Source organism: Pseudomonas sp. SBB6, assembly GCF_024213215.1.
Taxonomy (GTDB): Bacteria; Pseudomonadota; Gammaproteobacteria; order Pseudomonadales; family Pseudomonadaceae; genus Aquipseudomonas; species Aquipseudomonas donghuensis.
The window spans coordinates 212,682-236,527 of record NZ_JANAVH010000004.1 but is presented as its reverse complement, the minus strand read 5'-3'; the positions used below and the strand labels follow the sequence as shown (position 1 = coordinate 236,527).

20 protein-coding genes are annotated in these 23,846 nt (G+C 62.6%); 14 read left to right on the top strand and 6 right to left on the bottom strand.

Annotation, left to right across the window (positions count from 1 at the left end):
• The first annotated feature begins 20 nt into the window (after positions 1 to 20).
• The 3 genes from NLX68_RS09915 to NLX68_RS09905 all read left to right on the top strand — a co-directional run bounded on the left by NLX68_RS09915 (position 21) and on the right by NLX68_RS09905 (position 3,502).
• Positions 21 to 1,307, top strand: a complete 1,287-nt coding sequence (locus tag NLX68_RS09915) for a murein hydrolase activator EnvC (protein WP_254283853.1) — start codon at positions 21 to 23, stop codon at positions 1,305 to 1,307.
• Between the two features lie 89 nt (positions 1,308 to 1,396).
• Entirely contained in the window at positions 1,397 to 2,725 is a 1,329-nt protein-coding gene (locus NLX68_RS09910; protein WP_254283852.1) for a S41 family peptidase, read from the top strand.
• 9 nt (positions 2,726 to 2,734) lie between these two features.
• On the top strand, positions 2,735 to 3,502 hold the full coding sequence (locus tag NLX68_RS09905) for a divergent polysaccharide deacetylase family protein (RefSeq protein ID WP_254283851.1): 768 nt from the start codon (positions 2,735 to 2,737) through the stop codon (positions 3,500 to 3,502).
• Here NLX68_RS09905 and NLX68_RS09900 read toward each other — a convergent pair.
• On the bottom strand, positions 3,493 to 4,233 hold the full coding sequence (locus NLX68_RS09900; RefSeq protein ID WP_254283850.1) for an ABC transporter substrate-binding protein: 741 nt from the start codon (positions 4,231 to 4,233) through the stop codon (positions 3,493 to 3,495). The two genes, NLX68_RS09905 and NLX68_RS09900, sit on opposite strands and share 10 nt — an antisense overlap.
• Positions 4,234 to 4,372: 139 nt before the next feature.
• Here NLX68_RS09900 and NLX68_RS09895 point away from each other — a divergent pair, with 139 nt between their 5' ends.
• The gene (locus NLX68_RS09895; protein ID WP_254283849.1) at positions 4,373 to 5,821 is read left to right on the top strand and encodes a serine protease; all 1,449 of its coding nucleotides are present in this window, start codon (positions 4,373 to 4,375) and stop codon (positions 5,819 to 5,821) included.
• Between the two features lie 63 nt (positions 5,822 to 5,884).
• On the opposite strand, the gene betT is transcribed toward NLX68_RS09895, so the two are convergent.
• Positions 5,885 to 7,888 carry a choline BCCT transporter BetT gene (betT, locus tag NLX68_RS09890; RefSeq protein WP_302056135.1) on the bottom strand — a complete coding sequence of 668 codons (2,004 nt, stop codon included), beginning with the start codon at positions 7,886 to 7,888 and terminating at the stop codon, positions 5,885 to 5,887.
• 422 nt (positions 7,889 to 8,310) lie between these two features.
• Between betT and betI the strand changes: the two genes are divergently transcribed.
• From betI to selO, 6 genes are all read left to right on the top strand, one after another.
• A complete protein-coding gene (betI, locus tag NLX68_RS09885) occupies positions 8,311 to 8,976 on the top strand; it encodes a transcriptional regulator BetI (protein WP_010222276.1) in 666 nt (221 codons plus the stop codon).
• A gap of 31 nt (positions 8,977 to 9,007) precedes the next feature.
• Positions 9,008 to 10,480, top strand: coding sequence for a betaine-aldehyde dehydrogenase (betB, locus tag NLX68_RS09880; protein ID WP_254283848.1), 1,473 nt, complete (start codon positions 9,008 to 9,010; stop codon positions 10,478 to 10,480).
• Positions 10,481 to 10,557: 77 nt separating this feature from the next.
• Positions 10,558 to 12,255 (top strand): choline dehydrogenase, encoded by a 1,698-nt coding sequence (betA, locus tag NLX68_RS09875; RefSeq protein ID WP_254283847.1) that lies wholly within the window; start codon positions 10,558 to 10,560, stop codon positions 12,253 to 12,255.
• A 232-nt stretch (positions 12,256 to 12,487) separates the two neighbouring features.
• Positions 12,488 to 14,230 carry a potassium/proton antiporter gene (locus tag NLX68_RS09870; protein ID WP_254283846.1) on the top strand — a complete coding sequence of 581 codons (1,743 nt, stop codon included), beginning with the start codon at positions 12,488 to 12,490 and terminating at the stop codon, positions 14,228 to 14,230.
• 39 nt (positions 14,231 to 14,269) lie between these two features.
• The gene (gene mscK / locus NLX68_RS09865) at positions 14,270 to 17,620 is read left to right on the top strand and encodes a mechanosensitive channel MscK (RefSeq protein ID WP_254283845.1); all 3,351 of its coding nucleotides are present in this window, start codon (positions 14,270 to 14,272) and stop codon (positions 17,618 to 17,620) included.
• Between the two features lie 58 nt (positions 17,621 to 17,678).
• Positions 17,679 to 19,139, top strand: coding sequence for a protein adenylyltransferase SelO (gene selO, locus NLX68_RS09860; protein WP_254283844.1), 1,461 nt, complete (start codon positions 17,679 to 17,681; stop codon positions 19,137 to 19,139).
• Between the two features lie 10 nt (positions 19,140 to 19,149).
• On the opposite strand, the gene NLX68_RS09855 is transcribed toward selO, so the two are convergent.
• The 3 genes from NLX68_RS09855 to NLX68_RS09845 form a co-directional block, all read right to left on the bottom strand.
• Positions 19,150 to 19,635 carry a DUF4265 domain-containing protein gene (locus NLX68_RS09855; RefSeq protein WP_254283843.1) on the bottom strand — a complete coding sequence of 162 codons (486 nt, stop codon included), beginning with the start codon at positions 19,633 to 19,635 and terminating at the stop codon, positions 19,150 to 19,152.
• Between the two features lie 66 nt (positions 19,636 to 19,701).
• Positions 19,702 to 20,103, bottom strand: a complete 402-nt coding sequence (locus tag NLX68_RS09850) for a type II toxin-antitoxin system HigA family antitoxin (RefSeq protein WP_254283842.1) — start codon at positions 20,101 to 20,103, stop codon at positions 19,702 to 19,704.
• 5 nt (positions 20,104 to 20,108) lie between these two features.
• Positions 20,109 to 20,396, bottom strand: a complete 288-nt coding sequence (locus NLX68_RS09845; RefSeq protein ID WP_254283841.1) for a type II toxin-antitoxin system HigB family toxin — start codon at positions 20,394 to 20,396, stop codon at positions 20,109 to 20,111.
• Between the two features lie 176 nt (positions 20,397 to 20,572).
• Here NLX68_RS09845 and trxC point away from each other — a divergent pair, with 176 nt between their 5' ends.
• Positions 20,573 to 21,007 (top strand): thioredoxin TrxC, encoded by a 435-nt coding sequence (gene trxC / locus NLX68_RS09840; protein WP_254283840.1) that lies wholly within the window; start codon positions 20,573 to 20,575, stop codon positions 21,005 to 21,007.
• On the opposite strand, the gene NLX68_RS09835 is transcribed toward trxC, so the two are convergent.
• On the bottom strand, positions 21,004 to 21,777 hold the full coding sequence (locus tag NLX68_RS09835; RefSeq protein WP_010222266.1) for a ParA family protein: 774 nt from the start codon (positions 21,775 to 21,777) through the stop codon (positions 21,004 to 21,006). The two genes, trxC and NLX68_RS09835, sit on opposite strands and share 4 nt — an antisense overlap.
• A 317-nt stretch (positions 21,778 to 22,094) precedes the next feature.
• On the opposite strand from NLX68_RS09835, the gene NLX68_RS09830 reads away from it, so the two are divergent.
• From NLX68_RS09830 to NLX68_RS09820, 3 genes are read left to right on the top strand one after another with little or no spacing between them, the layout of a single operon-like run.
• Positions 22,095 to 22,811 carry a beta-ketoacyl synthase chain length factor gene (locus tag NLX68_RS09830; RefSeq protein ID WP_254283839.1) on the top strand — a complete coding sequence of 239 codons (717 nt, stop codon included), beginning with the start codon at positions 22,095 to 22,097 and terminating at the stop codon, positions 22,809 to 22,811.
• Positions 22,787 to 23,599, top strand: a complete 813-nt coding sequence (locus NLX68_RS09825) for a 1-acyl-sn-glycerol-3-phosphate acyltransferase (protein WP_254283838.1) — start codon at positions 22,787 to 22,789, stop codon at positions 23,597 to 23,599. The genes NLX68_RS09830 and NLX68_RS09825 overlap by 25 nt, the downstream gene beginning before the upstream one ends.
• Positions 23,574 to 23,846: a phosphopantetheine-binding protein gene (locus NLX68_RS09820; RefSeq protein WP_010222262.1), complete on the top strand. Its 273-nt coding sequence runs from the start codon at positions 23,574 to 23,576 to the stop codon at positions 23,844 to 23,846. Before NLX68_RS09825 ends, NLX68_RS09820 begins: the two co-directional genes overlap by 26 nt.

Here is a 23,846-nt window from a genome sequence, read left to right as displayed (position 1 = left end):
TGCCTGGTGCCGCCCACCCCATGTTTCGCGCCCTGATCGTACTCGCCCTGTCTTGCCTGCTCAGCCCGGCCTTCGCCGATGAGCGCGCGCAAACCCAGCAACAACTGGACGCCACGCGCCAGGACATTACCGAGCTGAAAAAGATGCTTGGCAAGTTGCAGGAGGAAAAATCCGGCGTGCAGAAAGACCTGCGCTCAACCGAAACCGACATCGGCAAGCTGGAAAAGCAGGTGGAGGCCCTGCAACTCGAACTAAAAAAGACCGAAGGCGAACTGGAGCGCCTTGATACCGAGAAAAAAAAACTCCAGAGCGCCCGCATTGAACAGCAACGACTGATCGCCATCCAGGCCCGTTCGGCCTACCAGAATGGCCGCGAGGAATACCTGAAACTGCTGCTCAACCAGCAGAACCCGGAAAAATTCGCCCGCACCCTGACCTATTACGATTACCTGAGCCAGGCGCGCCTGAGCCAGTTGCGCAATTTCAACGAAACCCTGCGCCAGTTGGCCAACGTCGAAAAGGACATCAGCCTGCAGCAGGCCCAGTTGCTGGCCCAGCAAGGCACCCTCGACAGCCAGCGCCAGGAGCTGGAGAAAGTCCGCGCCGAGCGTAAAGAGGTGCTGGCCAAGCTCAATAATGACGTCAAGGCCCGCGACCAGAAGCTGCAGGCCCGCGAGCAGGACCAGGCCGACCTGACCAAGGTGCTCAAAACCATCGAGGAAACCCTCGCCCGTCAGGCCCGCGAGGCCGAAGAAGCGCGGCAGAAGGCCCTGCTCGCCGCTCAGGAGGCGGAAAAGCAACGCCAGCGTGAAGCCCTGGCCGCCAACAACAGCGAGGCGCCGAAGAAGCCCAAGGCGATCCCTGGCCCACTGGTTTCCAGCAGCGGCGAAACCTTCGGCGGTGCTTTTTCTGCCGCACAGGGAAAACTTCCATGGCCGGTCAATGGTCGATTGCTGGCACGCTTTGGCGAAACCCGTGGCGATGACTCGCGGGCCAAGTGGGACGGCGTGATGATCAGCGCCTCCCCTGGCAGCCAGGTGCGCGCCGTGCATGGCGGCCGGGTGGTATTTGCCGACTGGTTGCGCGGCGCTGGACTTCTGGTCATTCTCGACCATGGTAATGGTTACCTGAGCCTGTACGGCCATAACCAGAGCCTGCTCAAGAGCGCCGGCGACGTGGTCAAGGCCGGTGAGGCCATCTCCACCGTCGGCAACAGCGGCGGCCAAGACAGCTCGGGGCTGTATTTTGCCATCCGCCAGCAGGGCCGCCCCAGCGACCCCGCACAATGGTGCCGTGCCCAGGGATAGGCAACACACCCCCTTTTTGACGGCGCAGCGCAACTTCGGGCTGCGCCGATGCTCTACGGAGCGCTACCAGGATCAGGAGTTCGTTCGACATGCTGCAATCGCCTCGCCTCACCTCGCTGGCCCTGACCATCGCCATGGTCCTCGGCGCGCCCCTGGCCCTTGCGGCCGAGCCGGCCAAGCCCGCCGCGATTCCAGCGACGACCGTCTCGGCACCGTCGACCAAGGCACCGTTGCCACTGGAAGAACTGCGCACCTTCGCCGAGGTCATGGACCGCATCAAGGCCGCCTATGTCGAACCGGTAGACGACAAGACCCTGCTGGAAAACGCCATCAAGGGCATGCTCAGCAACCTTGATCCGCACTCGGCCTACCTCGGCCCGGAAGATTTCCTCGAGCTGCAAGAGAGCACCAGCGGTGAGTTCGGTGGCCTGGGCATCGAAGTGGGCATGGAAGACGGCTTCATCAAGGTGGTTTCGCCGATTGACGAGACCCCGGCCTCGCGTGCCGGTATCGAAGCGGGCGACCTGATCGTCAAGATCAACGGCCAGCCGACCCGTGGCCAGACCATGACCGAAGCGGTCGACAAGATGCGCGGCAAGGTGGGCGAGAAAATCACCCTGACCCTGGTGCGCGACGGCGGCACCCCGTTCGATGTGACCCTTGCCCGCGCGGTCATCCAGGTCAAGAGCGTCAAGAGCCAGATGCTCGAAGACGGTTACGGCTACATCCGCATCACCCAGTTCCAGGTCAAGACCGGCGAGGAAGTCGGCAAGGCCCTGGCCAAGCTGCGCAAGGACAACGGCAAGAAGCTGCGTGGCCTGGTGCTGGACCTGCGCAACAACCCCGGCGGCGTCCTGCAATCGGCAGTGGAAGTGGCCGACCACTTCCTCACCAAGGGCCTGATCGTCTACACCAAGGGCCGCATCGCCAACTCCGAGCTGCGCTTCTCCGCCGACCCGGCCGATGCCAGCGAAGGCGTGCCCCTGGTGGTGCTGATCAACGGTGGCAGTGCCTCGGCGTCGGAAATTGTCGCCGGCGCCCTGCAAGACCAGAAGCGTGGCGTGCTGATGGGCACCGACAGCTTTGGCAAAGGCTCGGTGCAAACCGTGCTGCCGCTGAATAACGACCGCGCACTGAAGATCACCACGGCGTTGTACTTCACCCCCAATGGCCGCTCGATCCAGGCCCAGGGCATTGTCCCGGACATCGAGGTGCGCCGCGCCAAGATCACCGCCGAGCAGGACGGCGAAAACTTCAAGGAAGCCGACCTGCAGGGCCACCTGGGCAACGGCAACGGCGGCGCCGACCGTCCGTCGGGCAAGGGCGGCGGCGCCAAGCCTCGCCCACAGGATGATGACTACCAGCTCAGCCAGGCCCTGAGCCTGCTCAAGGGCCTGAGCATCACCCAGGGCAAGTAAGGCCAGCTGATGCGTTACCTGCTGCTGGCCCTGGTGTACCTGATGAGCGGCGCTGCCCTGGCGGCGCCGGCTCAAACGGGCAAGGCGTACCTGACGCTGATCATCGACGACCTGGGGCAGAACCCTGCGCGCGACTCACGCGCCCTGGCCCTGCCCGGCCCGGTGACCCTGGCGATCATGCCCGATACCCCGCATGCCACAGCGTTTGCCCGCCAGGCCCATCGCGCCGGCAAGACGGTGATCCTGCACATGCCCATGGACCCGGCCACCGGCCCTTACGCCTGGCACCCCGGTACACCCTTGCCGGAGCTTGAGCGCCGATTGAACGCGGCGCTCGACAAAGTGCCCTACGCCGCCGGGATCAACAACCACATGGGCAGCCGCATGACCGCGGAGCCTGCGGCCATGGCCTGGTTGATGGGTGAATTGCAGCGCCGCGGCCTGTTCTTTGTCGACAGCCGCACCAGCGCCGCCACGGTGGCCGCCAAGTCGGCACAAAGCATCGGCCTGGCCAGCGTGTCGCGGGATGTGTTCCTCGATGACCTGCGCACCACCGAAGCCATTGCCGGCCAGCTGCAACAGGGCATCGCCCTGGCGCGCAAGCAAGGCACGGCGGTACTGATCGGCCATCCTTATCCACAGACGCTGGAAGTGCTCGAACGCGAACTGCCCAAGCTCAAGGCCCAGGGCGTCGAGTGGATAGAAATTCAGCAGATGATCACCGAGCGCAGCAATCGCGCGATGTCCGGCCACGGGCGCGACGGCATCTACAAGTAGCGGGCGAAGGTTGCCTCGACAAAGCCGTCGCTGCGCATCTGCTCCAGCGCCTGCTGCAGCTTGTTCACTACCTCGTCCGGCACTTCACGGTTGAGCGCCAGGTACAGCTCGGCACCGTGAAAACGCAGCACCGTCTTGAGCTTGCTAACCCCGACCTGGCGCGCCAGGTAACGCCCGGCCGGGTCGCCGCTGGCCCACAGGTCGATTTCGCCGTTCACCAGCTTTTTCGCGTTGTCGCGGTCGCGCAGCACCAACACCGGGTTCAGGCCTTGCTTGACCAGGTATTCGGCAATCGCATCCCCTTTATAAGCCCCGATACGATAACGCTTGGCTTCCTGCAGGCTGCTCAAGGCAATCGGGCTGCCCTCGGGGGCCAGCAAAATCCAGTCATCCGGCCCCAGCGGCCCGACCCACTTGAACAGCTTTTCCCGCTCAGGCTGGCGAGCCATGACGAAAACGCCATAGCCGGGGGTTTGCAGGGCCTGCTCGTAGATCCGCTGCCAAGGGAAGCGCAGGGTCATGCTGTAGGGCACCTCGGCGCGCTTGAACATCTCGCGTACCAGGTCGGCGGCAATGCCATTGATGCCATCGTCGCGGGCGAAGCTCTTGCCGCTGATGGCCATGTTGTAGGGCGGGAAGTTTTCGGTGAGCAGCACCACAGGTTCGCTCGCGTGGGCGAGATAGCTGAACGACAGGCAGCTGCACAGCAACAGGACAAGACGCTTGAACATGATGGCACCGGGCTCCTTGGCAACGCCAAGAGTGCCGGGGCCTGCAGCGACTGTCCAGCCTGGCACTCACTATCTATGTACCACGCACCGGTGGTGCGGCTTGTGAACACTTGCGCAGGCATACACAAGGAGGTTCACCATGCGCACGTTTTCCCGTCACTACCTGGCTGCCGCACTGGCCTGTTTAGCTTTGCAGGCCACCGCCGCGGACTATGGTCAAGGCCTGGCCGATCAGGCAGGCCCCGTCACCCTCAACAACGCCGACAACCAGAACGCTCACTGGAGCGGCATCGGCCGAATGTCCGCCGGTTGTATCGGCACCCTGATTGATACCCGGGACTTCTGGACCGACAACAACGGGCCAGCCTACATAATTACCAACGGACATTGCGCCAATGCAAAAAATGGCACGATTGCTCATGACCAGCCAATAACCGGCACCATAGCCTTCAACTACTTCGCCGACACTGCCAGCAAACGCCAGGTCGTGGCCCTCAAGCGTCTGGTATGGAGCAGTATCCAGGGTGTCGACCTTGCGCTGGTGGAGCTTGACGCACCACTCAGGGCAGTCATGGAAACAGGCATCGTACCACTGAAAATAGACCCTCCCACTCCCGTTGGCAGCCCGATCCTGGTGGTCGGCGACCCCATCAATCCCGGCCTTGGATTACGCTTGAGCACCTGCACCATGCAAAAAGCCGACGCCCATGTCGAGCCCCCATGGGTGTGGCGCAACATTCTGCGTAATCAGTGCGCGGGAATGGATGACGGGGCCTCTGGCAGCCCCATCCTCAACCGCACCAACAATAATATTGTCGGTCTGGTCAACAGCACTTCATTCAGGTCATACAGACCATCGGCGTCAGAGGGGCAAAACTATGGCGTACCTATTACGCGCTTGTTTCGTTGCGGCATGGGCGGGCGAGCGGACTTAACCTTGGACAGTTGCGACCTGCTGCCGGGCTTCGCGCTGGAGCAGCAAAATCCTAATGCATTCCAGCGTGTACACAAGATCGCTACAGCTGAGGACGGCAGCCCGCAGGTACCGTCATGGAATTATGAATTTATCATCGACACGCAGTTTTACCGTTACAAGACAACCCGGGATGCCCTGCAATGCGAGAACCCGGCTCATTACAGCGACACCCTGCCTGGGCCACGCGCCAAGATCGAAGATACTGTTGGCCCGGAGCCCGGGAGACACTTTCTGTGTATCGTCGGCGTCGAGTCACCTGAACAATGGGCCACGCGCGCGCTAATGGCGAACAGCATGAGCGTAGCCGTTGACCTGTACGAACAAGCCCCGGTACCAGAACCGTCCGTACTGATCGAGCCTCGGCGCTCCGGTGATATCAAAGTCACCTGGACCCTCGACCCACCCCATCTGGACACCTATCGGGCAAAGCGCGGCCCGATTGCCAGTACCGACTGTGCCGATGAGCGGGGCTACACGACTTTTTTCGGTAACCGCTCCATCGTGTTCAAGGCGAACAAACTCCCGCTAAAACTCTGTACCTATTCGCAAGACATCATCAAACAACGCTCGCCTGTTCGCACCGACCTGCTGCCAGCCCCTGCCGCCGGCTGACAGCCGTCCATGAAAAAGGGCCCTGTTCCTGCGAACAGAGCCCTTCGGGTCCATCAGCCGTTATCAGCTATAGACACGCCCCAGCAACTGGCGGTGGCTTTCGAACTGATCGAGCACATCCCGAGTGATCTGCTCCGGGGTGAAGCCCATCAGGTCGTATTCCTGACTGCCGTTGTGCAGGTAGACCTCGGCGCGGTAGAAGCGCTGGCGCACTTCCGACTCGCCTTCCACCGGTGCCTCGCTCGGTGCGGCCAGGTAGCCGTCCAGGCTTACTTCGTAAACGAACGGGTTGCCTTCTTCCATGTCGATGCGCAGGCCCATGGCCGAACGCGACTGGCCGACCCGGGTCTGCACCTGGAAGCCCAGGGTCTGCAGCTGCGCGGCCGCTTCCTTGAGCGCCGGGCTGACGCGTTTGTCCATGAAGCGCTGAACGATTGCCTGGGTCGGCTGCAGGTCCAGCTGGCTCAGGCGCTCGCTGAAACCGCGACGACCACGGGCAGCGAGTTCAGCCTGCTCCTGCTCGACCTGGCTGTCCTGTTTCATGGCCTTGTACAGGCCGAACATGAACAGCACCAGCACTACCGAGAACGGTAGCCCCGCCAGCACCACCATGGTCTGCATGGCCTGGAAGTTACCGGCCAGAAGCAAACCGATGGTGACCACGGTAATGATCGCCGACCAGAGGATACGCAGCCAGTTCGGCGCATCTTCATCGACATGGCCGCCTTTGCAGGAAAGGTTGGCCATCATCACCGCGCCGGAGTCGGCTGGAGTCAGGAACAGCACGAAGCCTACGAAGATCGCCACACCGACCACGATCTTGGCGAACGGATAGTGCTCGAGTAGCTGGTAGATCGACATCGCCGGCTGCTCCAGCGCTGTTCGCCCGAGTTCCACCGCGCCCTGGTTCATTACCAGGTCCAGCGCCGAGTTGCCGAAGATCGACAGCCAGGCCAGGGTGAAGCCCAGCGGGATCAGCAGCACGCCAGCGACCAGTTCGCGCACGGTACGACCGCGCGAGATACGGGCAATGAACATACCGACGAACGGGCCCCAGGAAATCCACCAGGCCCAGTAGAACACGGTCCACAGACCCAGCCAGCGCTCGGACTTGTCACTGTCGCCTTCATAGACGTACAGGTCGAAGGTCTTTAGCACCGCGCCGTTGAGGTAGTCGCCGATGTTCTGCACGAAGCTGTTGAGCAGGTGCAGGGTCGGGCCGTTGAGCAGCACGAACAACAGCAGGCCGCTGAACAGGATGATGTTGAGGTTGGACAGGCGGCGGATGCCGTTCTCCACACCCGACACGGCGGCGATGGTCGCCACGGTGCTCATCACCAGGATCACGATCAGCAGGTTGGTGTCGCTGTGCTGCATGCCGAACAGGTATTCCAGCCCCGAGGACACCTGCATCGAACCAATACCCAGGTTGGTCACCAGGCCCAGCAGGGTCACGAACATGCCGAAGATGTCGACGGTGTGGCCCGCGGCACCCTTGACCCAACGCTCACCAACCAGCGGGTACAGCGCCGAGCGCAGTGCCAGGGGTTGGTTGTGGCGGTAGGCGAAGTAGGCCACGGCCAGGCCGACCAGGGCATAGATTGCCCAGCCATGCAGACCCCAGTGCAGGAAGGTCAGCTGCAGGCCTTCACGGGCCGATTGCAGGCTGGCCGGTGCGCCTTCAGGCGGGTTGAAGTAGTGATCCAGCGGCTCGGACGCGCCGAAGTACAGCAGCGAGATACCGATACCGGAGGAGAACAGCATCCCGGCCCAGGCACCATAGCTGAAGTCCGGCTTGTCATCCTTGCCGCCAAGCTTGAGCTTGCCGAAATTGGAGAAGGCCAGAACGATGACGAACAGCAGGTAGCCGCCAATCACCAGCATGTAGTACCAGCCGAAGCTGCGCGACAACCAGGCCTGGGCCTCGTTCAGCACGCGGCCGGCGGTTTCGGGAACTGCGATCAGCAAGGCAGTCAACAACAGGATCAGCAACGTCGAGGTGAAGAACACCACGCTGTTGACCCGGACCCTCTCGGCAGGGGTCTTGATTAGGGAGGCAGAACTCATTGCACATAGGCTCCGGGCAGTGCGAGAGAAACACGAAACAATCGTTACCCGAGCAAATGGTGCAATAGCCCCACAGCTGCAGGTGTTATAAAAGCACCTTGAAAAAACCGTGATCCCGAATCGATTGCGTTGAAAAAAACAGGCCGAAAACCCCGTCCCGAGGGTTGGCCGCGCGGTGTGATACCGCTCGGCAGATCTGCTCAACGCGCCGCTTACACCCGTCAACACCTTGTATTCCGGGGGTTCCACGTCTTTTTGGGGTGCCAATTTGTGCTCACTGCAGGTAGGAAAAACCTGTCAATTGCACAGATTGTCGCAGAGCTTATTCTTTGTTGATTGAACGTTCAATCAAAACAAAATAGACTGGCCTTCGCCGAGGCAGCCGCTCGTCGACTGCTCGCAGGCCTGAGGAGATTTGCAAGATGCCCAAGGTCGGTATGCAACCCATTCGCCGCCAGCAGTTGATCGAAGCCACATTGATGGCCATCGATCAGGTCGGCATGGGTGACGCCAGCATTGCGCTGATCGCCCGTTTGGCCGGTGTGTCGAATGGCATCATCAGTCACTACTTTCAGGACAAGAACGGCCTGATCGCAGCGACCATGCGGTACTTGATGAGCGTGCTGAACGAGAACGTCGTCGCCAACCGGCAGGCGCTCAAGGACACCAGCCCGCGCGCCCACCTGCAGGTGATTATCGAAGGCAACTTCGACGCCAGCCAGGTCAACGGCCCGGCAATGAAAACCTGGTTGGCCTTCTGGGCTTCCAGCATGCACCAGCCGTCTTTGCACAGGTTGCAGCGGATCAACGATCACCGCTTGTATTCCAACCTGTGCTGCCAGTTCCGCCGCGTCCTGCCGCTGCCTGATGCACGCACCGCGGCCCGTGGCCTGGCAGCGTTGATCGACGGTCTGTGGCTGCGCGGTGCGCTGTCCGGAGACGCGTTCGACACCGACCAGGCGAAACAAATCGCTTACGAATACATGGATCTACAACTGGCGAAACAGACGAGCCCGGACACGCAAAACCAGGCCTCTGAACCACCGCGCGTCGCGATTGCCAAACAAGCAGGAGCGCTGCACGGATAGCCAAACACACATATGCACTTGCGAGGACACTATGGCCCGTTTCGAACTGCAAAAACTCTACATTGATGGTGGTTATGTCGACGCTTCCAGCGACGCTACCTTCGACGCCATCAACCCGGCCAACGGCGAAGTCCTCGCCCAGGTGCAACGCGCTACCCAAGCCGACGTCGAGCGCGCCGTAGAAAGCGCCGAACGTGGCCAGAAAGTCTGGGCGGCGATGACCGCCATGCAGCGTTCGCGCATCCTGCGCCGCGCCGTCGACATCCTGCGCGAGCGCAACGATGAGCTGGCCGCCCTGGAAACCCTGGACACCGGCAAGTCCTACTCCGAAACCCGCTACGTCGACATCGTCACCGGCGCCGACGTGCTGGAATACTACGCAGGCCTGGTACCGGCCATCGAAGGCGAGCAGATCCCGCTGCGCGACAGCTCGTTCGTCTACACCCGCCGCGAGCCGCTGGGCGTGACCGCCGGTATCGGCGCCTGGAACTACCCGATCCAGATCGCCCTGTGGAAATCCGCTCCTGCCCTGGCGGCCGGTAACGCGATGATCTTCAAGCCGAGCGAAGTCACCTCGCTGACCACCCTGAAACTGGCCGAGATCTACACCGAAGCCGGCCTGCCGGACGGCGTGTTCAACGTTCTGACCGGCAGCGGCCGTGAAGTCGGCACCTGGCTGACCGAGCACCCGCGCATCGAGAAAATCTCCTTCACCGGCGGCACCACCACCGGCAAGAAGGTCATGGCCAGCGCCTCGAGCTCGACGCTCAAGGAAGTCACCATGGAACTGGGCGGCAAGTCGCCACTGATCATCTGCGACGACGCCGACCTCGATCGCGCCGCCGACATCGCCATGATGGCCAACTTCTACAGCTCGGGCCAGGTCTGCACCAACGGTACCCGCGTGTTCGTCCCTGCCTCGATGAAAGCGGCTTTCGAAGCCAAGATCGCCGAGCGCGTTGCCCGCATCCGCGTTGGCAACCCTGAAGACGAAAACACCAACTTCGGCCCGCTGGTCAGCTTCGCTCACATGGAAAGCGTGCTGGGCTACATCGCCAAGGGCAAGGAAGAAGGCGCACGCGTTCTCTGTGGCGGCGAGCGTCTGACCGCAGGCGAACTGGCCAAGGGCGCGTTCGTGGCACCTACCGTGTTCACCGACTGCCGGGACGACATGACCATCGTCAAGGAAGAGATCTTCGGCCCAGTGATGAGCATCCTCTCCTACGAGACCGAGGAAGAAGTCATCCGTCGTGCCAACGACACCGAATACGGCCTGGCCGCTGGCGTGTGCACCAACGACATCAGCCGCGCCCACCGCATCATCCACCAGCTGGAAGCCGGTATCTGCTGGATCAACGCCTGGGGCGAGTCGCCGGCCGAAATGCCGGTCGGCGGTTACAAGCAGTCCGGTGTCGGCCGTGAGAACGGCGTGAGCTCGCTGGCTCAGTACACGCGCATCAAGTCGGTACAGGTAGAGCTGGGTAACTACAACTCGGTGTTCTAAGCACCCCTGTAGCTGCGCCCGGGCCACGCGCCCGGGCGCTTCCCGCTTTCCTGCCTACTGCCAATGAGGGAACGAACATGTCCCATGAATTCGATTACATCATCGTCGGTGCCGGCTCTGCCGGTAATACCCTGGCGACCCGCCTGACCGAAGACGAAGGCGTGACTGTCCTGCTGCTCGAGGCCGGTGGCCCTGACTACCGCATGGACTTCCGCACCCAGATGCCAGCCGCGCTGGCCTTCCCGCTGCAGGGCCGCCGCTACAACTGGGCGTACGAGACCGACCCGGAGCCGCACATGGACGGCCGTCGGATGGAATGCGGTCGCGGCAAGGGCCTGGGTGGCTCGTCGCTGATCAACGGCATGTGCTACATCCGCGGCAACGCCATGGACTTCGACGGCTGGGCAAAACTGCCAGGCCTTGAGGACTGGACCTACCTGGACTGCCTGCCGTACTTCCGCAAAGCGGAAACCCGCGACATCGGCGCCAACGATTACCACGGCGGCGAAGGCCCGGTCAGCGTGACCACGCCTAAAGCCGGCAACAACCCGCTGTTCCACGCCATGGTCGAAGCCGGCGTGCAAGCCGGTTACCCGCGTACCGAAGACCTCAACGGCTACCAGCAGGAAGGTTTCGGCCCGATGGACCGTACCGTGACGCCTAAAGGCCGTCGTTCCAGCACCGCCCGCGGCTACCTGGACACCGCCAAGAAGCGCTCGACCCTGACCATCGTCACTCACGCCCTGAGCGATCGCGTGCTGTTCGACGGCAAGCGCGCTGTTGGCGTGAGCTACCTGGTCGGCGCCAGCGAAGAGCGCGTCGAAGCCCGTGCGCGCAAGGAAGTGATCGTCTGCTCCGGCGCCATCGCTTCGCCGCAACTGCTGCAACGCTCCGGCGTTGGCCCGCGCGCCCTGCTCGAAAGCCTCAACGTGCCTGTGGTTCACGACCTGCCAGGCGTGGGCGAAAACCTGCAGGACCACCTTGAGCTGTACCTGCAATACGCCTGCACCCAGCCGGTATCGCTGTACCCGTCGCTGCTCTGGTACAACCAGCCGGCCATCGGTGCCGAGTGGCTGTTCAAAGGCACCGGTATCGGCGCCAGCAACCAGTTCGAAGCCGGTGGTTTCATCCGCACTCGTGAAGAGTTCGAATGGCCGAACATCCAGTACCACTTCCTGCCGGTGGCGATCAATTACAACGGCAGCAACGGTGTACAGGAACACGGCTTCCAGGCCCACATGGGTTCGATGCGCTCGCCTAGCCGCGGCCGTATCCAGCTCAAGTCCAAGGACCCGCGCCAGCACCCGAGCATCCTGTTCAACTACATGGCGACCGAGCAGGACTGGCAGGAATTCCGTGACGGCATCCGCCTGACCCGCGAAATCATGGCCCAGCCTGCGCTGGACGCCTACCGTGGCCGCGAAATCAGCCCGGGCGCCGAGGTGCAGACCGACGAGGAACTGGACAAGTTCATCCGCGAGCACGCCGAGACCGCGTTCCACCCGTCGTGCTCGTGCAAGATGGGCGACGACGACATGGCAGTGGTCGACGGCCAGGGCCGCGTGCATGGCATGCAGGGCCTGCGAGTGGTCGATGCCTCGATCATGCCGATCATCATCACCGGCAACCTCAACGCCACCACGATCATGATCGCCGAGAAAATCGCCGACAAGATCCGCAACCGCCAGCCGCTGCCACGCAGCACCGCCAAGTACTACGTCGCCAACGGCACGCCGGTCAAGGGCAAGGCGATGCGTGAGGTCAAGCAGGCGTAAGCATCGCGGGTCAAGCCCGCTCCCACACGGATTGCACATCACCTGTGGGAGCGGGCTTGACCCGCGATGAGGCCCGCAAAGGCAACACAAGAAGGCACTCCAGGGAGTGTCTTTTTTGTACCCGCGATTAACCCTTTACACCCCGCCAACCCCTCAGGTTAGAATCCTTGGCACGCGACCTGCTTATCGAAAGCAAGCCGCCCCCTTCCTGCTTTCCCCCGGAGTACTGCCTTTGGATGCGTCCACCATCAATAGCCTGTTCTTGATCGGCGCATTGCTGGTGGGTGCAAGTATTCTGGTCAGCTCACTGTCTTCACGCCTGGGCATCCCGATCCTGGTCATCATCCTCGCGGTCGGCATGATCGCCGGGGTCGATGGTGGCGGGATCATCTTCAACAACTACCCGACTGCCTATCTGGTGGGCAACCTGGCCCTCGCGGTGATCCTCCTCGACGGCGGCCTGCGCACGCGGGTGGCGAGTTTCCGCGTGGCCCTGTGGCCGGCGCTGTCGCTGGCGACCGTCGGCGTGCTGATCACCACCGGCCTGACCGGCATGGTCGCCGCCTGGCTGTTCGACCTGAGCCTGATCCAGGGCCTGCTGATCGGCGCCATCGTTGGCTCCACCGACGCTGCGGCGGTGTTCTCGCTACTCGGCGGCAAGGGCCTGAACGAACGGGTGACGGCAACCCTCGAAATCGAATCGGGCAGCAACGACCCGATGGCGGTGTTTCTCACCGTAACCCTGATCGACATGATCGCCAGCGGCCAGACCGGCCTGCATTGGAGCCTGCTCACTCACCTGTTGCGCGAGTTCGGCATCGGCGGCCTGCTGGGCCTGGGGGGCGGCTGGCTGATGCTGCAGCTGGTCAACCGCATCAACCTCGCCGGCGGCCTGTACCCGATCCTGGTGGTGGCCGGCGGCCTGGTGGTGTTCTCGCTGACCAACGCCCTGCACGGTAGCGGCTTCCTTGCCGTGTACCTGTGCGGCCTGGTGCTGGGCAACCGGCCGATCCGCAGCCGCCACGGCATCCTGCACATGCTCGACGGCATGGCCTGGCTGGCGCAGATCGGTATGTTCCTGGTCCTCGGCCTGCTGGTGACGCCTCACGACCTGCTACCGATCGCCCTGCCGGCGCTGGGCCTGGCGCTGTGGATGATCATCTTCGCCCGGCCGCTGTCGGTGGTCGCCAGCCTGCTGCCGTTCAAGGCCTTCCATGGCCGCGAAAAGGCCTTTATCTCCTGGGTGGGCCTGCGTGGCGCAGTGCCGATCATTCTGGCGGTGTTCCCGCTGATGGCCGGGCTGCCGGATGCCCAGTTGTTCTTCAACCTGGCGTTCTTCATCGTCCTGGTGTCGTTGCTGGTGCAGGGCACCAGCCTGCCCTGGGTGGCCAAGCTGCTGAAAGTGACGGTACCGCCCGACCCTGCACCGATCTCCCGCTCGGCCCTGGAAGTGCACATCACCAGCGAGTGGGAGTTGTTCATCTATCGACTGGGCGCGGAAAAATGGTGCATCGGCGCCGCCCTGCGCGAGCTGAAAATGCCTGAAGGCACCCGCATCGCGGCGCTGTTTCGCGGCCAGCAGCTGCTCCATCCGTCGGGAAGTACCACCCTGGAGGTCGACGACCTGCTCTGCGTGATCGGCCACGAACACAACCTGCCGGCCCTCGGCAAGCTGTTCAGCCAGGCGCCGCAGCGTGGCCAGGACCTGCGCTTCTTTGGTGACTTCGTGCTCGAAGGGGACGCAGAACTGGGGGCTGTAGCGGCGTTGTACGGTTTGAAGCTCGACGGCCAGGACCCACACATGCCGCTCAGCCGCTTCATTGCGCAGAAGGTTGGCGGCGCACCGGTGGTCGGCGACCAGATCGAGTGGAACAGCACCTTGTGGACGGTTGCGGTGATGGAAGGGAACAAGATCCTCAAAGTGGGCGTCAAATTCCCCGAAGGAACTCGACCCGGCCCTGGATTGTTCCTTTAAACTCTGTTCTTCGCCTCTGCCTGTACGAATTGTCTGCCTATGTCCCTGCGCACGTTGTTAAGCGCAGCCCTGATCGGGCTGTGCCTGTCCTTCTCCCCGGTCTGGGCGGCTGAACCGCCAACCACCGCATCGATCCAGCAAAGCCTGGACAAGATCGCCGAGCGCAAGCTGCCCGAGGCCGAACAGAAAGCCCTGCAGCAGGTGCTCGAGCAGACCCTGACCTTCCTCGGCAACAAGGAAGACAGCGAGCAGAAGCTCACCGCCCTCAAGCACCAGCTCAACGACGCGCCGCGCCAGACCAGCGAAAACCAGCGTGAGCTGGCCAAGCTGCAGGGCAGCAAGGTGATCCCGGTCGCCCAGCGCTACGCCGCCTCCAGCGTGCCGCAGCTGGAGCAACTGCTGGCCGAGCGCAACACCGAGCAGGGCGAACTGCAAAAGGCGCTGTCCGAGGCCAACAGCCTGACCATCACCGCGCAGACCCGGCCCGAGCGGGCCCAGGCAGAAATCAGCGCCAACCAGACCCGCGCCCAGCAGATCAACACCAGCCTGAAGATCGGCAAGGACGGCGGCAAGCCGTTGAGCGCCGATCAGCGCAACCAGCTCAACGCCGAACTGGCCGCACTCAACGCCCTGACCCTGCTGCGCCGCCAGGAGCTGGCCGGCAATAGCCTGCTGCAGGACCTGGGCAACAGCCAGCATGACCTGCTGATCGAGCGCGCCACGCGCCTGGAACAGGAAATCCAGGACCTGCAGACGCTGATCAACCAGAAGCGCCTGGCCCAGTCCCAGCAAACCGTCACCGAGCAGTCGATCGAAGCGCAGAAGGCCGGCGGCAGCACCCTGCTGGCCACCGAAAGCGCTGCCAACCTCAAGCTTTCCGACTACCTGCTGCGCAGCACCGACCGCCTCAACGAACTGACCCAGCAGAACCTCAAGACCAAGCAGCAACTGGACAGCCTGACCCAGAGCGACCAGGCCCTGGACGAGCAGATCAGCGTGCTCAAGGGCAGCCTGCTGCTGTCGAAGATCCTCTACAAGCAGAAGCAGGCGCTACCGCACCTGAAGCTCGACCGCGACCTGGCCGACCAGATCGCCGACATCCGCCTGTACCAGTTCGAAGTCAACCAGCAGCGCGAGCAGATCAGCAGCGCGAGCAGCTATGTCGACAAGCTGCTCACCGCGCAACCACCCGAGACCGTCACCCCACAATTGCGCAAAGCCCTGCTGGAAGTGGCGATCACCCGCAGCGACCTGCTCGAACGCCTGAACCGCGAACTGAGCGCGCTGCTCAACGAATCGATCACCCTGCAGCTGAACCAGAAGCAGCTGTTCAGCACTGCCCAGAACCTGCGCGCGACCCTCGATGAGCAGATGTTCTGGATTCCCAGCAACAAGCCGCTGGACCTGGAATGGCTACGCACCGTGCCTGATCGCCTGCAAAAGCAGGTGGTCAGCCTGCCCTGGGGCTCGGGCCTCAAGGAGCTGACCGACGGCCTGGGCCAGCGTCCGCTGCTGTTCCTGCCTTTGCTGTTGCTGATCGGCGCCCTGTTGTGGCGGCGCAAGTACCTGTATGCACGCCTGACCAAGGTTCATCAGGATGTCGGCCATTTCAAGCGTGACAGCCAGTGGCACACGCCCCAGGCCATCCTGGTCAATATCCTCCTGGCCATGCCCCTGAGCCTGGGCCTGGCCCTGTGCGGCTACGCCCTGCAGATCGACGCCCGCGGGCAGAATGCCAACCTTGGCTCGGCGCTGTTCCAGGTGGCCCAGGCCTGGCTGGTGTTCTACACCGCCTACCGCATACTCGCCCCGGGCGGAGTGGCCGAATTGCACTTTCGCTGGGAAAAACCCCAGGTCGAGTTCCTCCGTGGCTGGATCCGTCGCCTGGGCACCGTGGTCCTGGCCCTGGTCGGCGTGGTGGCCGTGGCCGAGCATCAACCGTCGGCCCTGGCCGACGACGTGCTCGGTATCGGTGTGGTGCTGACCTGCTACGCGCTGATGGCCTGGCTGCTCAGCCGCCTGCTGCTGAGCAGCCCCACCCACCGCAACACCTCGTTGTTCCGCAAAGCCGTGGGCGTGGCCTTCACCGCCTTGCCGGTGGCGTTGTTCATCGCCGTGTGCTTTGGCTACTACTACACCGCGCTCAAGCTCACTGACCGCCTGATCGATACCCTGTACCTGCTGATGTTCTGGCTGGTGATCGAGGCCGCCTTCGTCCGCGGCCTGGCCGTGGCTGCACGGCGCCTGGCCTACCAACGGGCGCTGAGCAAGCGCCAGGCGACCAAGGAAGGCCTGGATGGCGAAGCGGTGGTCGAAGAGCCGACCCTGGACATCGAACAGGTCAACCAGCAGTCCCTGCGCCTGATTCGCCTGGCCCTGCTCGGTGGTTTCATCGCCGCCCTGTACTGGGTCTGGTCGGACCTGATCAGCGTCTTTGCCTACCTCGACAATATCACCCTGTACGAGTACACCAGCGGCACTGGCGCGGCCATGAGCATGGTGCCGATCAGCCTCGGTGACATGATTGGCGCCCTGGTGATCATCGGCATCACCATCGCCCTGGCCGGCAACCTGCCAGGCCTGCTTGAAGTGCTGGTGCTGTCACGCCTGAACCTGGCCCAGGGCAGCGCCTACGCCACCACTACGCTGCTGTCCTACGTGATTGCCGGGGTCGGTTTTGTCTCGACCCTGTCGACCCTGGGCGTGAGCTGGGACAAGCTGCAGTGGCTGGTGGCCGCCCTGTCGGTGGGCCTGGGCTTTGGCATGCAGGAGATCTTCGCCAACTTCATCTCCGGGATCATGATCCTGTTCGAGCGCCCGGTACGGATCGGCGACACCATTACCATCGGCAACCTGTCGGGCACGGTGAGCAAGATCCGCATCCGCGCCACCACCATTACCGACTTCGACCGCAAAGACATCATTGTCCCGAACAAGACCTTCATTACCGGGCAACTGATCAACTGGTCGCTGACCGACACCATCACCCGGGTAACCCTCAAGCTCGGCGTCGACTACGGCTCGGACCTCGACCTGGTGCGCACCCTGCTGCTCAAGGCGGCCAACGACAACCCGCGGGTGCTCAAGGAGCCGGCGCCTATCGTCTACTTCCTCAACTTCGGCGAAAGCACCCTGGACCACGAACTGCGCATGCACGTACGCGACCTGGGCGACCGCAACCCGGTACTCGACGAGATCAACCGCTACATCAACAAAGAGTTCAAGCGGCAGCACATCAACATCTCCTTCCGGCAGATGGAGATCTACCTGAAGAACATGCAGGGCCAGGAGTACAAGATGGTCCCGGTAGAAAGCCTGGACAAGACCGTGCTGCCAACCGCCAACAACAGCGGCAAGCCCGCTGACGAAGCACCAGGCAAACCGGCCTGACTGGACGCCAGCGGCCATACCCTTGCAGAATACTCAGGTTTTCTCCAGGAGATGGCCGTTGAAAGCCCTCGACGAACTGACGTTCGATAACCGTTTCGCCCGCCTGGGCGACGCCTTTTCTACTTCGGTACTGCCCGAGCCGATTGCCGAACCGCGCCTGGTGATCGCCAGCGAAGCGGCCATGGCGTTGCTCGACCTGGAACCAACCGAAGCCCATTCCCCGGTCTTTGCCGAACTGTTCGGCGGCCACAAACTGTGGGCCGAGGCCGAGCCGCGGGCGATGGTCTATTCCGGGCATCAGTTCGGCTCCTACAACCCACGCCTGGGCGATGGCCGTGGCCTGTTGCTGGGCGAAGTGCGCAATGACGCCGGCCAATCCTGGGACCTGCACCTCAAGGGCGCCGGGCAGACGCCGTATTCGCGCATGGGCGATGGCCGCGCGGTACTGCGCTCCTCGATCCGCGAATTCCTTGCCTCCGAAGCCCTGCCAGCCCTGGGCATCCCCAGCAGCCGGGCGCTGTGCGTGATCGGCTCAAGTACGCCGGTCTGGCGCGAAACCCAGGAGCGCGCGGCCATGCTGTTGCGCCTGGCGCCGAGCCATGTACGCTTCGGTCATTTCGAGTATTTCTATTACACCCGCCAGCCCGAACAGCAGCGCCTGCTTGCCGAGCATGTGCTCAATACGCATTTTGCCGAGTGCCGCGACGCGCCGGAGCCGTACCTGGCGATGTTCCGCACCATTGTCGAGCGCAACGCCGAGCTGATTGCCCGCTGGCAGGCTTACGGCTTCTGCCACGGCGTGATGAACACCGACAACATGTCGATCCTGGGCATCACCTTCGACTTCGGCCCCTTTGCCTTCCTCGACGACTTCGACGCCAACTTCATCTGCAATCACTCCGATGACCAGGGCCGCTACAGCTACAGCAATCAGGTGCCCATCGCCCACTGGAACCTCAGCGCCCTGGCCCAGGCCCTGACGCCGTTCATCAGCGTCGAAGCGCTGAAGGAAACTCTGGGGCTGTTCCTGCCGTTGTACGAGGCCCATTACCTGGACCTGATGCGTCGGCGTCTGGGCCTGACCCGCGCAGAAGACGGCGACAAGCTGCTGATCGAACGCCTGTTGCAGCTGATGCAACCGGGCGCGGTGGACTACACCCTGTTCTTCCGCCAGCTCGGCGACCAGCCTGCTGAGCAGGCGCTGCAGATAGTGCGTGACGACTTCATCGACCTGGCCGGTTTCGACCTGTGGTCAGCCGATTACCTGGCACGCCTGCAGCGCGAGCCCGGCAACGCCGAAGGCCGCCGCGCGCGCATGCATGCGGTCAACCCGCTGTACATCCTGCGCAACTACCTGGCCCAGCGCGCCATCGAGGCGGCCGAGGGTGGCGACTACGAGGAAGTTCGCCGGCTGCACCAGGTGCTGAGCAAACCGTTCGAGGAGCAGCCGGGCATGCAAGCCTACGCCCAGCGCCCACCGGAGTGGGGCAAGCACCTGGAAATCAGCTGCTCGTCGTAAGGCCTGCGCCTCAGCTGTCGAGCCACCAGTCGAGCAGGGTTTCGTCCTCGTCATCGTCGAGGTTGCGGTAGATGTTGGCGTAGTACCACTCGACGCCGGTGCATTGGCGAAAGCGGTCGAACACTTCACGGATGGCTGCAAAACCGTTACGCGCGGGGATGGCCAGGGTCAGGTTGCCCTTGTAGCGACCATCCAGAGTACCGCCGAGCAGCGTCTGCACTTCGTCTTGCAGTGTGTCGACGGCCTCCTGGGGCAGGTCGTCGGCATAAATATGAATGCAGAAGTTGCCACCCCGCTGCAGCACTTCGGCGCGCTGGTCCGGGTGGTTGATGCGGATGGTATCGCCACGGGCCAAGTCGAGGGCCAACCCTGGTGACGACAGCAGCTCAAAGGTATTCGCATCGATCTGACGGACCGGCACGCTCTCGAATACCGGGTCGCCATTGGATCGGGAATCGACAAAAATGCGGATATGCGCTGAATGCTGGCAATCCATCGGGCACTCCATGGCCTGCTTGAAAGGCGCACATCCTAAACCATTCAACTTGTCGGTTCCTGCCCCTCAACAGAACACGTCCGCCGGTACCGAAAAGCGTCGTGCCAGTTCACGCACTTGACGCAGATTGAGCTGACGCTTGCCCGCCAGCACCTCTGAGACTACCGACTGCGAACCTACCTCCGGCAGATCGCCTTGCCTAAGGCCATGCTCCTGCATCAGGTAGCGCAACGCGTCAACGCCACTGGCCCGAGGCAAAGGCCGATGGGCATGGTCATAGGCCTGCAGCATATCGCCCAGGTGTACGGCGAGGCTTGCCAGGGGATGGCTTTCATCCTCGCCGACCAATACCAGCAGTTCATCCAGCGATTGGACCAGTGCATCATAGTCCGCTTCGCTGGTCGGCTTGCGCAGCAACGGCGAAACGAACCGCCAATGCGCTGCTGCTTGCTTGATCAGTGGGCTCATTGCCTTCACTCCTTCCACTTGCCTTTGGCGTACTCGCCATGATCGAGCACGTGCTTGATGTACAGGCGCTGCGTCTTGTAGTGCACAACCGCGATCAGCCGCAATTTATTGCCGCCGATATCGAACACATGCAAGGCCCCGACCTTGTCTGTTGCAGGAAAAGTCGCCTTCATCGCCGCAAAGTCTGCCGGATGGCAGGCCTTGACCAGTCGATACCAAGCGTCCAGCGCCGAGGCCGCTCGTGGCCATGCCGCCTTCGCCTCCCAGATGCGTTTTTCCGTAATCACATGCATGGCACATCCCGAATCGCAAAGTGCTTTCCAGGAAAGAGCGTGGGAATATTGCACGAATATAGCAACCTGCGATATTTATCAAAACATTCCGGATGATCGGCAAGCAGTGGCCGTATTTGTCTTTGCGCGAGAATGTTCTTAGTGTTTCAACATTCTCACCCTTCACAGGAACTCAAATGAGCGACCCACTACTCATCCCCTGCCCCCACTGCAACGGCCTCAACCGCATCCCCGGCGAACGCCTTGGCGACAGCCCGAAATGCGGCCGCTGCAAGAGCCCGGTCCTGCTGGACGTGCCGTTCGAATTGAAACAGGGCGACTACGCCAGCCAGATCAAGGGCGACCTGCCGCTGCTGGTCGATGTCTGGGCCGACTGGTGCGGGCCGTGCAAGTCGTTTGCGCCGATCTTCGCGCAGGCGGCCAGCCAGCTCAGCGGGCGCTGCCGCCTGGCCAAGCTGGACAGCGAGGCCAACCAGCAACTGGCCGGGCAATTGGGGATTCGTTCGATTCCCAGCCTGATCCTGTTCAGAAACGGCCGGGAAGTGGCGCGCCAGAGCGGTGCATTCCCACTCCAGCAACTGCTGGAGTGGTTGCGCAGCCAGGGCGTCTAGACGCCTTCTTCGAGCAGGGCGTGCAGTTCAACGAACTGCTGGGTCAGCTTGTGCCGCGGCTCCAGGTGAATCAGCGGCAGGCTGGCCTGGTGTGATTCACGCATCTTCACCGAGCTGTTGAGGTACACCGGCAGCACCGGCAGACCCTCGGCGATCAACTCGTCAAGCATCTGCTGGGGCAGGCTGGCGCGGGCCTGGAACTGGTTGACGACGATGCCTTCGACCCGCAGTTCTTCGTTGTGATCGTCCTTGAGCTCGTCGATCTCGGCCAGCAGCCCGTACAGCGCCTGGCGCGAGAAACTGTCGCAATCGAAGGGGATCAACACTCGATCAGCAGCGATCAACGCAGAAACAGCATAGAAGTTAAGCGCTGGCGGAGTATCCAGGTAAATCCGGTCATAATCCTCGTCCAGCTCATCCAGCAGTTTGCGCAGCTTGTTGATCTTGTGCTTGGCCTCAAGCTTGGGCTGCAGGTCGGCCAGCTCGGCGGTGGCGGTCACCACATGCAGGTTGTCGAACGGTGTTTCGTAGATATCGACCTTGTTCTTTTTCGCAAACGGCCCGGAAGACAGGGTCTGCTTGAAAAAGTCGGCAATGCCCATGGGAATGTCCTCGCCGGTAAGGCCGGTGAGGTACTGGGTCGAGTTGGCCTGGGCATCCAGGTCGATCAACAGGGTTCGATAGCCTTCATTGGCACTCACCGCTGCCAGGTTGCAGGCAATGCTCGACTTGCCGACGCCACCTTTCTGATTGAACACCACGCGCCGCATGGAATGACCTCCGTGTGTCTGGGGATGACCGAGTATGTGTGCGAAGGGTCCGCTTGACCAGCACCGTCGGGCTCAAGTTGACGAGGAATCGACCGACAACCCATAACCTCCGTTGGTCGGGAAAAACCAGACTGACCTGACGAAGCTGAACAATCGAGGTCTGTTTCAAGCCGGAGTATTTGTAACCAGCATTTGCTACACGCCGACAGCACCGGGATAATGCGCGCCACTCGGCGATTGCGCCACACCCCTGTCAGGTCGTTGTTCCGAGTTACTCCCTCGGCAAGGAAGTCCCTCAGGGCGGGAAGTACAACAAAGTGATCACATTCAATATCAGCCAGTGGCGCGCGTGGGCACCAGGCCTGCAGACGGCTGCCGATTGGCAGGCCTGGAGCCAGGCAAAGCACTTGCCGGCAGAGGCTGAACAGGCACCGGATGTGTCGTTTTTACCAGCCATGCAGCGTCGTCGCCTGAGCCGCCTGGCGCGCATGGCCTTTGCCGTGGGCTGGCCGCTGGCCGAGGGTTTGCAGGATTTGCCGCTGGTGTTCGTTTCCCGGCATGGCGAAACCCCACGTACCTTCGAGATCCTCAGCGACCTGGCCAATGAGCAACCGCTGTCGCCAACCCAATTCAGCCTCTCGGTACACAACGCGGTGATTGGCTTGTGGTCGATCATGCGGGGCGAAACCAGTGAGATGACCGCCCTGGCTGCTGCCGGTGACGGTTTCGAACAGGGTGTGCTGGAAGCCGCTTGCCTGCTGGGCGAAGGCGCTCCGGCGGTGCTGCTGATTGTTACTGAAGAGCAGCCGCCCGCGGCCTACGGCCCGAGGATTGATGACGTGCCCTTCGCCTATGCGCTGGGCCTGCTCCTGACACCAGGCGATGACTGGCAACTGCGCCTTGGCGATAACGCCGGCGCTGCACCGTCGAGCGAACCCCATGCCTTGAGCTGGTTGCGTTGCCTGCTCAAGGGCGACAGCACTTGTACCCACACCTGGAAGAGCCGCACATGGAACTGGCAACGCAAGCCATAAGCAGACCGCGCGACGCCTATTACTGGCGCCTGCTCGCTACCGCCGTCAGCTTTCTGCTGTTCGGCGTCGGCGGCCTGTGCCTGCGCCTGCTGGTCTTCCCGCTGCTGGCCTGCCTGCCTGGCGGTGCCGCACGCCATCGCCAGCGCGCCCGGCACACCATTAGCTGGCTGTTCTGGCGCTTCATTCGCTTCATGGCCGCCAGCGGCGTGCTCACCTATGAAATCAAGGGCGCCGAAAAGCTCGGCCGCCCAGGGCAGATGATCATCGCCAACCACCCGTCGCTGATCGATGTGGTGTTTCTTATCGGCCTGGTGCGCCAGGCCAATTGCGTGGTCAAGCAGAGTCTCTGGCACAACCCGTGCACCCGTGGCCCGGTGCGCTCGGCCGAGTACATCAGCAACGACGGCAGCATGGACATGCTCGACAGCGCCGTGGCGGCGCTGCAAGGCGGCCAAACCCTGATCATCTTCCCCGAAGGCACGCGCACCCAACCCGGCCAGCCGCCTGCCTTTCATCGCGGCGCGGCGGCCATTGCCCTGCGTGGTGCGAAAATCATCACCCCGGTCACCATCAAGGTCGCCCCCAGCACCTTGACCAAGGCCGAACCCTGGTACCGCATTCCCCAGCGCCGGGTGCATTTCAGCTTGCAGGTCGGTGCCGACATCGACCCACAGGCCTTCGCCGCACAAGGCCCTGCCCCGCAGGCCTCGCGCAAACTCAATGAACACCTGCATCAGCACTTCACCAAGGAGCTCGCCGAAGATGAGCGATCCACAGAACACCCTTAACCACGACATCAAGCTGTTGATCATCGACGCCCTGGGCCTGGAAGACATCAGCGCCCAGGACATCGGCGACGAGCAGACCCTGTTTGGCGAAGGCCTGGGCCTGGATTCGGTGGACGCCCTCGAACTCGGCCTGGCGATCCAGAAGAAGTACGGCATCAAGATCGACGCCGATGCCAAGGACACCCGTAACCATTTCACCAGCGTGGCCAGCCTTGCGGCTTTCGTCACCGCTAAACAGGCAGCCTGA

What these genes read in the sequence shown, in the direction of transcription:
- NLX68_RS09820 (WP_010222262.1), top strand. Translation starts at nt 23,574, where the DNA reads ATGAGCGATCCACAGAACACCCTTAACCACGACATCAAGCTGTTGATC.
- NLX68_RS09915 (WP_254283853.1), top strand. Translation starts at nt 21, where the DNA reads ATGTTTCGCGCCCTGATCGTACTCGCCCTGTCTTGCCTGCTCAGCCCG.
- betA (WP_254283847.1), top strand. Translation starts at nt 10,558, where the DNA reads ATGTCCCATGAATTCGATTACATCATCGTCGGTGCCGGCTCTGCCGGT.
- NLX68_RS09855 (WP_254283843.1), bottom strand. Translation starts at nt 19,635, where the DNA reads ATGGATTGCCAGCATTCAGCGCATATCCGCATTTTTGTCGATTCCCGA.
- betI (WP_010222276.1), top strand. Translation starts at nt 8,311, where the DNA reads ATGCCCAAGGTCGGTATGCAACCCATTCGCCGCCAGCAGTTGATCGAA.
- betT (WP_302056135.1), bottom strand. Translation starts at nt 7,888, where the DNA reads ATGAGTTCTGCCTCCCTAATCAAGACCCCTGCCGAGAGGGTCCGGGTC.
- NLX68_RS09895 (WP_254283849.1), top strand. Translation starts at nt 4,373, where the DNA reads ATGCGCACGTTTTCCCGTCACTACCTGGCTGCCGCACTGGCCTGTTTA.
- NLX68_RS09835 (WP_010222266.1), bottom strand. Translation starts at nt 21,777, where the DNA reads ATGCGGCGCGTGGTGTTCAATCAGAAAGGTGGCGTCGGCAAGTCGAGC.
- NLX68_RS09825 (WP_254283838.1), top strand. Translation starts at nt 22,787, where the DNA reads ATGGAACTGGCAACGCAAGCCATAAGCAGACCGCGCGACGCCTATTAC.
- trxC (WP_254283840.1), top strand. Translation starts at nt 20,573, where the DNA reads ATGAGCGACCCACTACTCATCCCCTGCCCCCACTGCAACGGCCTCAAC.
- NLX68_RS09910 (WP_254283852.1), top strand. Translation starts at nt 1,397, where the DNA reads ATGCTGCAATCGCCTCGCCTCACCTCGCTGGCCCTGACCATCGCCATG.
- NLX68_RS09900 (WP_254283850.1), bottom strand. Translation starts at nt 4,233, where the DNA reads ATGTTCAAGCGTCTTGTCCTGTTGCTGTGCAGCTGCCTGTCGTTCAGC.
- NLX68_RS09845 (WP_254283841.1), bottom strand. Translation starts at nt 20,396, where the DNA reads ATGCATGTGATTACGGAAAAACGCATCTGGGAGGCGAAGGCGGCATGG.
- mscK (WP_254283845.1), top strand. Translation starts at nt 14,270, where the DNA reads ATGTCCCTGCGCACGTTGTTAAGCGCAGCCCTGATCGGGCTGTGCCTG.
- NLX68_RS09905 (WP_254283851.1), top strand. Translation starts at nt 2,735, where the DNA reads ATGCGTTACCTGCTGCTGGCCCTGGTGTACCTGATGAGCGGCGCTGCC.
- betB (WP_254283848.1), top strand. Translation starts at nt 9,008, where the DNA reads ATGGCCCGTTTCGAACTGCAAAAACTCTACATTGATGGTGGTTATGTC.
- NLX68_RS09850 (WP_254283842.1), bottom strand. Translation starts at nt 20,103, where the DNA reads ATGAGCCCACTGATCAAGCAAGCAGCAGCGCATTGGCGGTTCGTTTCG.